This is a genomic window from Bacillus sp. I-2, from assembly GCF_001974945.1.
Lineage (GTDB): Bacteria > Bacillota > Bacilli > Bacillales > Bacillaceae > Bacillus > Bacillus safensis.
Genome location: NZ_LZRW01000042.1, coordinates 79,469 through 91,977, shown reverse-complemented (window position 1 = coordinate 91,977; position 12,509 = coordinate 79,469). Strand labels below are relative to the sequence as shown.

Here is a 12,509-nt window from a genome sequence, read left to right as displayed (position 1 = left end):
TTATCTAGCGGTGTATCCGCCATCTGCTGTGACAACACTTCCGGTCATATAGCTGGATAGATCAGAGGCGAGAAACAGCATCACGCCCGCAATTTCTTCGGGTTTTCCGAGACGAAGCAAGGGATTCACCTTTGCTTTTTCCTTTTTGACAACCTCAAGACTTTCTGAATGATTGTCTAAAAAGGATTTTTCATTTAATGGCGTATCAATGATGCCTGGGGCGATACAATTCACCCTGATTTGATGAGCGGCATAGTCGATCGCCATCGATTTGGTGAGCTGGATGACACCGCCCTTTGTTGCGTTGTATGCAGGAATGTCAGGCCAGCCAACGAGACCTCCGACAGATCCGGTATTAATAATACTTCCGCTTTTCTTCTCAAGCATATGGGGCAATGTATGCTTACTCATAAGAAATACACCAGTCAGGTTGACCTGTAGAATATGGTTCCAATCCTCCAGTGTCATCTCGTGAATAGGTGAGACAATTTCGATGCCTGCATTGTTAATCAAAACATCAATTGTCCCGAATTGGCTCAGCACGGATTGAACGGTTTTTTGACAGTCAGACTCATTCGTAATATCTGTTTTGAAAAACGCAGCATGTTCATGAGGCAATGATTCAATGAGTTGTTTACCGCTATCTTCATTGATATCAGCCACTGCTACTTTTGCTCCGTGCTCAAGGAAAAGCTTGACGGCGGCAAGCCCAATCCCAGACGCACCTCCTGTAATCAGGACGACTTTTCCGGCAATGTTCATTTCTTCACCTTAGATGCTTTTGGCTTTAAGCGGTTATAGCGTGGAGGGAAGAAGAGATTAATAGACTTTGATGCTTCTGGCTTTGGATTAATGGCGCCGTGATCTTCTTTTGGATCACAGAAGTAAGTCGTGCCAAATTCCATCTTTTCTGTAAAGCCTTCAATCGTCATATCGTACCCACCGCTAATGCAAATCCCAATTTGTTCATTACGGTGCTTATGAAAAGGCATTTCCCCGCCATTTCCCGGAATGTTGGCAATCATAAGCTCCATCCAGTCCTCCACAAAAAAAGTCACTTCCATGCCAGGAAGTAAATCACGCGTTTTGAAAATGTCTAAGAAATAAGTAGGAGGAGCCGTATATTCCTCGCCATCTTTTAATCTCTTAATATCAATGGCGATCACTTCCTCATCTGTCAGATTCGATGCGCCGTGAGGAACGAATGGTGGTGCAATATAGGCTGATTCTAATGGGGTCAGCAATTGGGTCGATTGGCCGACCGTCATTTGAAGCTCGCCTTTTAATACGATGCCGATTTGTGCTTCTGGATGCTCGTGAGGTTCGATGATCGTGTGAGGAGGGACGTATGAAATTAACACTTCCGTATCGCCTCTGACAGTAGAATATTGGATGACACCATTATCCCATTCTCGTTTTTTCGCTTGAGGAAAATATAATTCTTGCACCTTTTGTTCAGTTGTCATGTTACATCTCTCCTTTTCCGAATATAGACCAGCTCATAGGAATGCTTTTAAATGTTCGAATGAAGGTGAGCCCGTATGTAGCTCTTGCCACTTCATTGGTTAAAGCGAAATCAAATTCGCCGTCTCTTACCTTTTGTGCGGCTGTACTTGTAGAATTGACAAGCTCAAATTCAGCATTTTGATGAATAAAATATTGAATCAAATTCACAGGTGCAGGATGAGAAACAATTTTTAAATGGTGAAGCATTTGTTCTTGAAAGGGGAAATCTGGTCTGACAGCCAAACCATACATGGGCGTGTCACATCTGAATATTTGTAAAAGCTGTAGGTCAGGTCTCATGTAGAAGTGTTTGATTCCTTCGTATGCGTGTGGAACGAGAGTGTATTGGAGTGCGTTAGAGAGAGTATGTTCAATGCAAGTTTCGAATGTGTCGTAAAGGGATAGTTTCGTATGGGTGCCGAGTGTAGTGGTGGAATGAGAGATGAAATGTTTTGCTGCATATTCACTGCTTGTCCCCTTAGGGCCTAATGTATTGACTGTAAACATCTTAGGTGAAACGATGGGCTCTTCTTTGAAATGAAAAACATCATTCTTTAAGATCATGTTTACCATCCAATCTTTTTCAAATTTTTACTAGATTATAAAAAATTAAATTGGCAATTGTCAACAAAATTTATAAAAAATGTATTTTACGATGATATTAAAAATTGATCTAAAAAACTGCACATATCGAGATGTGCAGTGAAATGAGCTCACGTTTCAAATGTGTTTTTATGTTTCTGCTGTAAGGTTTTTTCGCGTTTATAGCTGACGAAGCTGATGAGAAAACCAACAAGTGTAATGAGTGCACATACAAGCCCTACCGTATGATAGCCGAAATGGACATAAACAGGTCCCATCAGAGCGGACCCAAGCATCACGGCAAGATTAGAAGCAAGGCTGTAAAAAGCCATCACTTTGCCTCGGTGGGTTTGAGAGCAGTCGCTCAGGACGGTGCTCAAAAGCGTGACGGATAAACTTTGCATGGCACCCCAAATAAATAAAGCGAAAATGAGCAATGTCCATGAGAACGGTGCATAAGGAAGTAAGGCAAGAACGAGCGTAATGCCGCCCAGCACAAAGAAAAGTGAGCGTGTTTTGCCAAACCAATCAGCTAATTTCCCGGTAAACATACTCATGGAAAAACCAACGCCATAAGCCATGATCAGAAGTCCAGCTGTTGATTGACCTCCGGAAAACAGACTTTGCAGGTAAGCCCCTAAAAATGAGTACATGCCATAAAATCCAAGCATGTTACAAAATGTCACGGTCAAATAGGCAGGGACTCGGTCGATTTTTAAAGCCCCCCATATAGAGCCTGATTTCTCCCTAGCTTGAGATGCCTTCGGATCAGCTGTGGCGACTTGTTTTCGAGATTCAAGGACGACGAGCAGCAGGACAACGAGACTCATCATGGCGAAAATCCAAAATGTCCAGCGCCAGTTCAAACTTTGACCGATAAAGGCGCCAATGGGCACACCAAGGACAAGAGAAAGAGACCAGCTCGATACAATGAGTCCCATCACTTTGCCGCGATATTCGTATGGAACTCGGTCGCCCACAAGAGCATAGGCTGTTGGTACAAATACACCAGTCGCCAGCCCAGAAATAGCACGGCCTGCAAAAAACACGGCCAAATTTGGGGCAGCAGCACACATCACTGTGCCAACCAAAAAGAAAGACAGCCCAATCATCAAACACAGCTCTCTTGAATACCGGTCCCCTAAAGGAACGAGCAGCGGAGCTCCAACCAGCACAGCTAACCCATAAATGCTGATGGAAAGAGCGAGAACATCAAGAGAGTGCTGAAAGGAGTTTGATAAATCAGGCAGCAGTGGTGAAATCACCAGCTCTTCCGATCCCGCAGCAAAAACGCCAAGTGTGAGTGCGATGGCAAGTGTGATGGGAAATGTTTTAGAAGCCTGGCTGTCTAAAGATTCTTTCATCAAGTGATCCCTCCATACTTGCTTTTTCATTCAATTCCGTTAAAATAAATTCTACCATTATTTAGTTTTATTTTACATTTCATATCATAAGTATTATCATCAAATACTTTTCAAATGGAACGATTTTTGGATAGGAGAGGTACGAATGAAAATCACCGATGTAGATGTGCATATTTTAAATGAATTGAGAGAAGATGCTCGCTTATCCATGAGGGAATTGTCCAAACGAGTGAATTTATCAGCACCTGCGGTAGCAGAAAGAGTGCGTAAATTAGAGGATGCAGGGATTATCGAAGGGTATTCTGTTCAGGTCAATTATAAAAAATTAGGGCTTCTGATTGACTGCCTGCTGGAAGTTACGGTGTTAAATGGGGAGTATCAGCGTTTTGTGGCTTTTATGAACGAGCACCCACGCGCCTTTTTTGCTTATCGAGTGGCAGGGCAGTCTTGCTTTTTCATTAAGCTGTCAGTTTCTTCTCTTGAAGAAATTGAAGCCTTTATTCAAGAAGTATCTGGATTTACAAAAACCGTCTCCCATATTGTCTTGTCAGAGCACTCTTTTTCCCATCCAATTCAGGAACGCTTGAAACAAATAGAAGAGCCAGAAATGACCGTGGTGAAATAAAAAGTTTCAGATTGTTGACAAAGGGCTAAAATGATTTTTATTTTAGCCCTTTGTATTCTTTTCAGCTTTTTATGCTGAAATATTCGTATAGTAATAATTTGAGATTAAAGGAGTTCATATTTTTGAAGCTTTTAAAAGTAATAGATTACGCAGCATTAATGGATATGCACAGAACAAGAAGCAAAGAAAGTCACTATAATAATTGGCCTATTGACGTAGGTAACAGGGATCGTTTTTTTAGTGCTCAGCCAATTGATTTAGAATTTCACATCGATAACCATACAGCAAACGTAAAAAGTGGAATATTTTCTTTTCATTCAAGCATCAAATCTGGTGTAGATAAGAATGACAAGGTTTCGGGGGAAGTGTTTTTACGAAAAGAGTCAAAGCACAAGCCCAATGTAATCTTCGTACATGGATGGCGAATGGATTCATACGACAGAATCAAGAAGATTTATCACGATAAGATCGTTAAAAATTATGATTGGAATATGTATTACTACACGCTGCCTTATCATTTCGATAGGGAACCACAAAATTCAACATATTCTGGTGAACACATGATTAGCGCCAATATTAGTCGAACAGTGCAATCCTCCCAGCAAGCTATTGTTGAACTTAGAGGGCTGATTAAATGGATCATGGCAAATGAAGGTGGGGAAATAATCGTAGTTGGTATTAGTTTAGGAGGGTGGCTAACAAACTTATTAGCAACAGTCGAGAAAGACGTGAATATTATTGTATCAGCTTTTTATGCGAATAATATTGCGCATTCCATCTGGAACACTCTACCTGGGAAGTATATACGAAGAGATCTGGAGGAACATGGGACAACGTATGAAGAACTCGACAAAGCTTGGGATATTATGAACCCTAGTAAAGCAAAACTTCTTGTAGACAAAGAAAATGTACTCTTAATATCAGGGAAATATGACATGTATATCGACATAAACGATGCTGATACTCTGTGGAATAGCTGGAATCAACCTAAAAGGCACGTATACAGTTGTGGGCATGCTGGAATTGTACTATCTAGAAATAGAATAGCAGCCGACACACTTCAATTTATTGAAAGTAGGCTAAAGAAATAAAATGATGTTACTCCTCACTGTATTGTTGTGGGCTAGGAGTTTTAGTTTTACTTCTTACTTATCCTGAAAATGAAGATGTGATCACCTTTCTAAACAAATACATAAAAAAGCTTCGGAGAGATCCGAAGCTTTAAGAGTTTATCATACATGGAAATAAGACGCCAGCTGCTCGTTTGCTAATCGGTTTCCAACAAAGAAGGAACCAAATTCGCCGTAGCGTGCACTGACTTCATCAAAGCGCATTTCATAAACCAATTTTTTAAATTGAAGCACATCATCAGAGAATAGGGTAACGCCCCACTCATAATCATCAAAACCAACAGAACCTGTAATGATCTGTTTTACTTTCCCAGCATAGCTTCGGCCAATTAAACCGTGGCTTCTCATAAGAGATTTACGCTCATCCATGGAAAGCATGTACCAGTTGTCATTGCCAGAACGTCTTTTATCCATTGGATAGAAGCACACGTATTGAGAAGAAGGAAGCTCTGGATATAAGCGAGCACGTACATGCGGGTTCTCGTAAGGATCTCCGCCATCGCCGCCTCCTGCTAAGTAGTTGCTGAGCTCAACAACTGAAACATAAGAATAAGCTGGAATCGTAAACTCTGCTAGTCGTGTCTTGTTGAATTCGAGTTCAATTTCACCTAGTTCTTCCATTGTCGGACGTAAAATCATAAGCATAATATCTGCTTTTTGGCCGACAATACTATAGATTGTTTGGCTTCCAGCTTTATCTTGCTCAGCTGTTTTCCATTTTTCCAATAGACCTGTGAACTCATGAATGATGGCTTGGCGCTCATCACTTGTCAGCAGCTTCCAAGCTGTCCAGTCGATCGTTCTAAAATCATGCAGCGCATACCAGCCATCTAGTGTTTGAGCTGCTTCATTTGTTGTATGTTGTTCGCTCATTTCTTTCACTCCTATTAACAGTTTTCCATCTGTTCCAACTATAACATAGTTTGTCCAAATGGAGATGTGATCAAAACTTGAACGAGGAAAACAGCTTTTATCAAAATTGATTAAATTAGTTTGAAAAATAAGAATTTAATTTGTAAGCGCTATAATATAAGTTGGTTGTTTGAATTTAGGTAGAAGAAGAGTATGCTTAAAAGAGAACGCTTTTTTTGTAAAATCAAGGAGGGTATTGAAGTGGCAGATATTTTTTCAACAGTTCAGGAAAAGGTTTCAGGTAAAGGAGTAAAGATCGTTTTTCCTGAGGGAATGGACGAACGCATTCTAACAGCCGTTCAAAAATTAGCAGATGGCAAAGTATTGCAGCCAATTGTGGTAGGAAAAAAACAAGAAGTTGAAGCTAAAGCAAAAGAATTAGGTCTTACACTTGATGGTGTTGACGTGTATGATCCTCATACATATGAAGGTTTTGAAGAGCTTGTACAAGCTTTCGTAGAAAGACGTAAAGGCAAAGCAACAGAAGAGCAAGCAAGAAAAGCATTACTGGATGAAAACTACTTCGGTACAATGCTTGTGTATAAAGGTCTGGCAGACGGACTTGTGAGCGGTGCGGCACACTCAACTGCTGACACAGTACGCCCAGCACTTCAAATCATTAAAACAAAAGAAGGCGTAAAGAAAACATCTGGCGTCTTCATCATGGCTCGCGGCGAAGAGCAATATGTGTTTGCTGATTGCGCAATCAACATTGCACCAGACAGCCAAGATCTAGCTGAAATTGCGATCGAAAGTGCAAACACAGCAAAAATGTTTGATATCGAGCCACGTGTGGCAATGCTTAGCTTCTCTACAAAAGGCTCAGCAAAATCAGACGAAACAGAAAAAGTATCTGAAGCAGTTCGCATTGCAAAAGAAAAGGCACCTGAGCTTGTACTTGATGGAGAATTCCAATTCGATGCAGCTTTCGTTCCTTCAGTAGCAGCGAAAAAAGCGCCAGATTCCGTCATCAAAGGCGACGCCAGCGTATTTGTTTTCCCTAGCCTCGAAGCTGGAAACATTGGCTACAAAATTGCACAGCGCTTAGGTAACTTTGAAGCTGTAGGTCCAATCCTGCAAGGCTTAAACCAGCCAGTGAACGATCTTTCAAGAGGCTGTAATGCCGAAGATGTTTACAATCTTGCACTTATCACAGCAGCTCAAGCACTATAATGATTTCGACAAAGGCAGCCAGTACGATAGATTCGTGCTGGCTGTTTTTTTGATGACAAATGTGTACAATATAGGGAGAAAAGAAAAAATCTGATCGTAGATAAAGCCGATAGAATGGGCAGGTGCTATAATGGACGATTTAATACATAAGCTTCAGCATAAGGTCTCGGGATTAACCGAGGCACAAAGGAGAATTGCAGATTATATCGTGCAAAATCCAATGGAAGTCGCGTTTTTAACTGTAGATAAATTGGCGTCAAAAGTAGGGACGAGTACTGCGACCATCATGAGATTCTCTGCTGCTGTAGGGTATTCCGGTTTCTCCGAGCTTCAAAAAGAGCTTCAATCAAATATGAAGCATAAAGCTGCCCCTCAAACGAGACTTGAAGCGAACCTCAAGCATTCAAATAAAAGTAAGCTCCTGCATAATCATGTCGAGCTGCAATTTCAAAATATCCAGTACGCTTTAGACAATATCACGGAAGAAACCTTTCAGCATATTGTTGAAAAAATAGCCAGCTCCCGTCAGGTTCTGTGTACAAGTGTTCGAAGCGGAAGACCTGTTGGAGAGTATCTGTCACTGGGAATCAATCGGCTGTTGGGGAACAGTCAATATATTGATGCAGACAAAAGTGACTGGGTCGATGACCTCGTTCATTTTCAATCTGATGATTTCATTATAGCAGTCAGCTATCCCCGCTATGCAAAGCGTATGAAGGATTTGCTGGAGGCAGCGAAGTCATATGGAGTGGAAGTGCTTTTAATTACAGACAGCTACAGCTCTCCACTAACAAAGTATGCACAATATGTATTGCCATGTTCCTCAGCAAGTGTGGGCTCTCATAACTCTGTCGTATCTGCTATCTTTATCGTAGATTACATTTTAAGTGCCTTAGCCATTAATGATCCTGACAGGACAAAACCACGTTTAGATCAAATCAATCATATGTTAACGAAAATGAGTTATCACACAACACATTAGTCGTGTGGGGACTCATTTTTTTATTTTAAAATTTTATGAAAGCGCTTTACTAAATAAAAATGAGATGGTATGATCTTATCACAAAAGTAATATATATTACTTTATATAATATTAAATGTAATGAATATAACTCAAAGGGGATGATGGAAACAATGAGTACTGTTCAATTCGTGTCAAATGATCTAATAGATCGGGCAAGAAAGCTTAACTCGACCTTGCTGTCCGACGTGATGGGATGCACCGGCGCGATGGATCATCAAATCAAACCAGTTGCAAGAGGCATGAATGTAGCAGGTACAGCTTTTACCGTTAGCTTACGACCAGGGGATAATTTATTTCTTCATCAAGCGATCTACTCTGCAAAAGAAGGAGATATACTGATTGTTGATGGAAAAGACCATAAGGGTCATGCATATTTAGGGGAATTGATGGCAGGTGCTGCAAAGGCTGTAGGAATAGAAGGAATCGTGATTGACGGGCTTGTTCGCGACAAACTCGCTTTAGAGGAACTAGCGTTTCCGATCTACAGTAAAGGGTTTATGCCAAATGGACCTTTTAAAGATGGTCCTGGGGAATTGAATCAAACCATCTCGTGCGGCGGTGTCAAAGTAGCACCAGGTGATTTAGTCATTGCAGACGATGATGGAGTCGTCATCGTTCCAAAGGAGAAGGCGGAACATCTGCTGACACTAGCGGAAGAGAAACAAGCGTATGAAAATCAGAGATTAAAAACGATTCAACAGTATGTGGACGAAGGAAAGCAAGACATCAGTCTTTTAGCACCGGCATGGCTGGAAGGCAGAATGAAAAAATATCAGGGATAGGGGAGAATCGGTGATGAAGATAGGCTTTATTGGATATGGAGAAGCGGCATATGAGTTGTCAACAGGATTGAAAACAGAAGGATTAGATCAGTTTTATGCGTATGATGTACTTTTACAAAATGAGAAATTGTCTGGTGCGTTGAAAGAAAAAGCATCGCAGACAGGAGTTCAATTAACCAGCAGTATTAGTGAAGTCATTGAGAAATCTGATATTGTCATTGCTGCTGTGCCAGCAAATAAAACCTTAGAAGTGGCCCAATCCGTATCGGGAAGTTTGAAAGAGAATCAATTATATGTAGATGTATCGGCATCAACACCAGACATCAAAAAACAAGTGGCAAACGAAATTGAAAAGCAAAAAGCTCTATTCGTAGATGCTGCCATGCTAGGGCCTCTTCCAGTCAACAAACACAAGGTTCCGATCACGGCAAGCGGAAGTGGAACTGACCAATTCATGAAAGTAATGAATGCTTATGGCATGAATATTAAAAAAATCAGTGACCAGCCAGGAGATGCTTCGGCCTTGAAGCTGATCAGAAGCGTTTATATGAAGGGGATCGTTGGTCTCATGATTGAATTTTTGGAAATTTCAAAAAAGTACAACGTGGAACAACAAGTGATTTCTTCACTAAGCGATACAATGGATAGCAAAAGTTTTGAAGAGACCATGAACCGTCTTGTGACAGGGAGTGCATTGCATGCAAAAAGGCGAGCGATCGAGCTTCTTGGCTCTATTGAAATGCTAGATGAAGCAGAGGTTGATGCCAGTATGTCTCGGGCAGCACAACAAAAGCTTGAGAGATTAGCAGACTTTCAATTCGTTGAACGGTTTAATGGGAAAAAGCCGGCCAGCTGGGAAGAAGTCATTGACGTGGTGCAGCAGGGGTAATAAATTGTAAGCGTTTTATTTAACGAAGGGGAGGCGAAAAAACGATATGGGTTTTATTGCGTTGATTGTATTCATAGCTGTCATTATTATATGGAATGTCGTCGTGAAGCGGAATATGGGAGAAGCCATGCTATTAGGCTTTATTGCAACCACATTATTTGGCGGATTGGATGCATTAAGACTTTTCTGGGATGGATTAAAATTTGCATCCACATATGAGGTGCTCTATGCAGCTGTCGCATTTGTATTCATGGCCTATTTAATCGAAAAGCTGGAATTAATTCATGCACTCTTGCGAATCTTAAATTCGGTTGTAGGAAAACTTCCCGGTGGAGCGGCTTATATGAGTACGTTAGGTTCAGCAGTCTTAGGTGCACTTTCAGGTTCAAATTCTGCAAACACAGCGGCCACTGGCTCTATCACAGCTTCTTGGATGATTAAATCAGGCTGGAGCCGAACCCATACAGCGACCATTTTAGCAGGGAATGGCGGACTTGGGGCGGCACTGCCTCCGAACTCTTCCATGTTTATCATGCTGGGGTTTGCACCAATTGCAGCCCTTGTATCTGAGGGAGATTTATATATTGCCCTGTTAATAGGAGGACTGTATCAAGTCGTATACCGATTTATTCTTGTGTATATTCTGGTGAAAAAGAATAAAATTCAGGCCATGCCGCCAGATGATATTCTTCCTTTTAGGGAAGCTGTGAAACAAGGGTGGAAGTCGATCTTTATTTTTTTCGGTGCCTTGATTCCTATCATTGTCACGATAGGTCCGCTGGCAAACTACTTGAAAAGTAATCCAAACATTGGACCAGAGGCAATGGATCAAATTTCTTTAATTACGTGGATTCCGATTCTCATGATGTTGATTAGTTTAACAATTGGGAGAAAAAAGGCGTCTGCACTAGATTGGTCTCAGTTTTTCAAGTCGGCTATACCTAAGTTTACAACGATCGGTGCCTTGATGCTGTTTGCTGTTGCTGCTAGTCAGGTGCTTGCTGAATTAGGATTGGCAGAAGATTTGACGCAAATCACATCAGTACTTACCATTCCGAAATGGCTTATGGTGCTCATTGTGGGTATTCTTGTCACGCTGGTGGCTGGACCATTATCTTCTACAGCCACATTAACAGCTGTTGGACTTGTCTCATTTTCAGCTTTAGTCTCAGTCGGAGTGGATCCAGTTGTGGCTGTTGTCGCCATTCTTGCTTTTTCATCAACAGAAGGCGCTTCCCCGCCGGCATCAGGATCGATTTTCATTGCTTCTGGTCTTGCAGGAGCCAGACCGGAGAAAACATTTATACCGCTGATTCTCTACTATATGCTGCCGATCGTAGGAATTGGCTGGCTTATCGGAATGGGAATACTTCCAGTATAGAAAGGAGAAACACATGAGAGCATTGATGGAATTTTTATTTAAAGTGCTGCTTGTCCTGTTCTTAACGTCAGGAGCCCTGTTGGTATTCGGTCAAATACTAGGGATTCTTTTGCAAAAGGGAGATATGATCATTGCAAGTACGAACCTATTCAAAAACCCAACATTGGTGTTAAGTGCCTTTTTCAGTCTTGTCGGTTTCTCTCTCCATTATATTCCTGAAAAGAAAGACACCTCATTTAGCGATCATCCACCAGCAACAGCAGGTGATTCGCTCAAATAAGCAATAAGAAGCTGGATTCAGTAAATGAATCCAGCTTTTTTGCGCGCGAGAAATAGGTATTAAAACCCAATACGTACGATTCATTTTTTGGTAAATTCACTTTCAATCATATGCCTCTTGTGCTAGTAAATGGTAACATAACGGAGGACTATTTAAGGAATAGAGGTGTTTGACCATATCTGGAGCAATCATCGGTTATAAAGCAGCCTTGTATTCGTTAAAGGCAGATATATCTATCAAAAAAGAACAAATCATCGAACTCAATATGTGCCGAAAAGAAATCAAAGAGGCAAAATGGGCCCTGTCAGATGCCAGCAAAAAAATCACACATCCAGACCTGACATCACATACATGGTTTGGCCATTTGGCAGACACGTTTGATGACATTCGAGACGAAATGGCTTCCGCCAGTCAGGAAATAAAAGATGTACAGCTAACCAATCTATTAAATCGAATCAATGAGAAAATCAGTGATTTAACATCGGATATCCATTCGTTAGAACATGAAATTCATTCGGTTGAAAGAAAAATAGAGAAAGAAAAGCAGAAACAACTGGAAGAAAAAAGAGGGTAGTCACATGACGAGAGAAATTAAAATAGATGCCAGTCAGGTCAAACGAGTATTACAGCATGCAAAACAATCAGGCGCTCAAATGAATGCAGCCCTTCCAACAACCGTCAAAGGAAGAAATCAGCTCCTGACGGCAGACACAATAGAAAAGATCAATCAGCAGCTGAACGAATTAAGTACATCCTATATAGGCATTCTTCAGAAACAGCTTGTACAAACAGAACAAGCGGTGAACACCATGATTGAAACGGACAAGGCGCTTGCTTCCAGCAGTAAAAGAAAATAAAGGA

At 41.2% G+C, this 12,509-nt stretch carries 15 protein-coding genes; 10 read left to right on the top strand and 5 right to left on the bottom strand.

The window, feature by feature from the left end; genetic code table 11:
- The 4 genes from BAE31_RS11680 to BAE31_RS11665 form a co-directional block, all read right to left on the bottom strand.
- Entirely contained in the window at positions 1-762 is a 762-nt protein-coding gene (locus BAE31_RS11680) for a glucose 1-dehydrogenase (protein WP_034281272.1), read from the bottom strand.
- The gene (gene bacB / locus BAE31_RS11675) at positions 759-1,466 is read right to left on the bottom strand and encodes a 3-((4R)-4-hydroxycyclohexa-1,5-dien-1-yl)-2-oxopropanoate isomerase (RefSeq protein WP_034281271.1); all 708 of its coding nucleotides are present in this window, start codon (positions 1,464-1,466) and stop codon (positions 759-761) included. The genes BAE31_RS11680 and bacB overlap by 4 nt, the downstream gene beginning before the upstream one ends.
- 1 nt (position 1,467) lies before the next feature.
- Positions 1,468-2,070, bottom strand: coding sequence for a type 2 periplasmic-binding domain-containing protein (locus BAE31_RS11670; RefSeq protein WP_024423797.1), 603 nt, complete (start codon positions 2,068-2,070; stop codon positions 1,468-1,470).
- 149 nt (positions 2,071-2,219) lie between these two features.
- Complete coding sequence (locus tag BAE31_RS11665; RefSeq protein ID WP_076840497.1) at positions 2,220-3,452, bottom strand: MFS transporter; 1,233 nt, start codon at positions 3,450-3,452, stop codon at positions 2,220-2,222.
- 145 nt (positions 3,453-3,597) lie between these two features.
- Between BAE31_RS11665 and BAE31_RS11660 the strand changes: the two genes are divergently transcribed.
- Complete coding sequence (locus tag BAE31_RS11660; protein WP_041087746.1) at positions 3,598-4,077, top strand: Lrp/AsnC family transcriptional regulator; 480 nt, start codon at positions 3,598-3,600, stop codon at positions 4,075-4,077.
- Between the two features lie 122 nt (positions 4,078-4,199).
- Positions 4,200-5,168 (top strand): alpha/beta hydrolase family protein, encoded by a 969-nt coding sequence (locus BAE31_RS11655; protein ID WP_139336384.1) that lies wholly within the window; start codon positions 4,200-4,202, stop codon positions 5,166-5,168.
- 141 nt (positions 5,169-5,309) lie between these two features.
- Here BAE31_RS11655 and hemQ read toward each other — a convergent pair whose 3' ends face one another.
- Entirely contained in the window at positions 5,310-6,080 is a 771-nt protein-coding gene (gene hemQ / locus BAE31_RS11650) for a hydrogen peroxide-dependent heme synthase (RefSeq protein ID WP_024423793.1), read from the bottom strand.
- A 240-nt stretch (positions 6,081-6,320) separates the two neighbouring features.
- Between hemQ and pta the strand changes: the two genes are divergently transcribed.
- From pta to BAE31_RS11610, 8 genes are all read left to right on the top strand, one after another.
- A complete protein-coding gene (gene pta, locus BAE31_RS11645) occupies positions 6,321-7,292 on the top strand; it encodes a phosphate acetyltransferase (RefSeq protein WP_076840496.1) in 972 nt (323 codons plus the stop codon).
- Between the two features lie 130 nt (positions 7,293-7,422).
- Entirely contained in the window at positions 7,423-8,274 is an 852-nt protein-coding gene (locus tag BAE31_RS11640; protein ID WP_041108241.1) for a MurR/RpiR family transcriptional regulator, read from the top strand.
- Positions 8,275-8,426: 152 nt separating this feature from the next.
- Positions 8,427-9,098: an RraA family protein gene (locus BAE31_RS11635; RefSeq protein WP_083704002.1), complete on the top strand. Its 672-nt coding sequence runs from the start codon at positions 8,427-8,429 to the stop codon at positions 9,096-9,098.
- A 13-nt stretch (positions 9,099-9,111) separates the two neighbouring features.
- Entirely contained in the window at positions 9,112-9,987 is an 876-nt protein-coding gene (locus BAE31_RS11630; protein WP_076840494.1) for a prephenate dehydrogenase/arogenate dehydrogenase family protein, read from the top strand.
- A 46-nt stretch (positions 9,988-10,033) separates the two neighbouring features.
- Positions 10,034-11,368, top strand: coding sequence for a TRAP transporter large permease subunit (locus BAE31_RS11625; RefSeq protein ID WP_024426389.1), 1,335 nt, complete (start codon positions 10,034-10,036; stop codon positions 11,366-11,368).
- Positions 11,369-11,381: 13 nt separating this feature from the next.
- A complete protein-coding gene (locus tag BAE31_RS11620; protein ID WP_041108236.1) occupies positions 11,382-11,648 on the top strand; it encodes a hypothetical protein in 267 nt (88 codons plus the stop codon).
- 175 nt (positions 11,649-11,823) lie between these two features.
- Positions 11,824-12,222: a YwqH-like family protein gene (locus tag BAE31_RS11615; protein WP_076840627.1), complete on the top strand. Its 399-nt coding sequence runs from the start codon at positions 11,824-11,826 to the stop codon at positions 12,220-12,222.
- A gap of 4 nt (positions 12,223-12,226) precedes the next feature.
- Positions 12,227-12,505, top strand: a complete 279-nt coding sequence (locus tag BAE31_RS11610) for a YwqI/YxiC family protein (protein WP_076840493.1) — start codon at positions 12,227-12,229, stop codon at positions 12,503-12,505.
- Positions 12,506-12,509 lie beyond the last annotated feature (4 nt).

What these genes read in the sequence shown, in the direction of transcription:
- BAE31_RS11680 (WP_034281272.1), bottom strand. Translation starts at nt 762, where the DNA reads ATGAACATTGCCGGAAAAGTCGTCCTGATTACAGGAGGTGCGTCTGGG.
- bacB (WP_034281271.1), bottom strand. Translation starts at nt 1,466, where the DNA reads ATGACAACTGAACAAAAGGTGCAAGAATTATATTTTCCTCAAGCGAAA.
- BAE31_RS11670 (WP_024423797.1), bottom strand. Translation starts at nt 2,070, where the DNA reads ATGATCTTAAAGAATGATGTTTTTCATTTCAAAGAAGAGCCCATCGTT.
- BAE31_RS11665 (WP_076840497.1), bottom strand. Translation starts at nt 3,452, where the DNA reads ATGAAAGAATCTTTAGACAGCCAGGCTTCTAAAACATTTCCCATCACA.
- BAE31_RS11660 (WP_041087746.1), top strand. Translation starts at nt 3,598, where the DNA reads ATGAAAATCACCGATGTAGATGTGCATATTTTAAATGAATTGAGAGAA.
- hemQ (WP_024423793.1), bottom strand. Translation starts at nt 6,080, where the DNA reads ATGAGCGAACAACATACAACAAATGAAGCAGCTCAAACACTAGATGGC.
- BAE31_RS11640 (WP_041108241.1), top strand. Translation starts at nt 7,423, where the DNA reads ATGGACGATTTAATACATAAGCTTCAGCATAAGGTCTCGGGATTAACC.
- BAE31_RS11635 (WP_083704002.1), top strand. Translation starts at nt 8,427, where the DNA reads ATGAGTACTGTTCAATTCGTGTCAAATGATCTAATAGATCGGGCAAGA.
- BAE31_RS11630 (WP_076840494.1), top strand. Translation starts at nt 9,112, where the DNA reads ATGAAGATAGGCTTTATTGGATATGGAGAAGCGGCATATGAGTTGTCA.
- BAE31_RS11625 (WP_024426389.1), top strand. Translation starts at nt 10,034, where the DNA reads ATGGGTTTTATTGCGTTGATTGTATTCATAGCTGTCATTATTATATGG.
- BAE31_RS11620 (WP_041108236.1), top strand. Translation starts at nt 11,382, where the DNA reads ATGAGAGCATTGATGGAATTTTTATTTAAAGTGCTGCTTGTCCTGTTC.
- BAE31_RS11610 (WP_076840493.1), top strand. Translation starts at nt 12,227, where the DNA reads ATGACGAGAGAAATTAAAATAGATGCCAGTCAGGTCAAACGAGTATTA.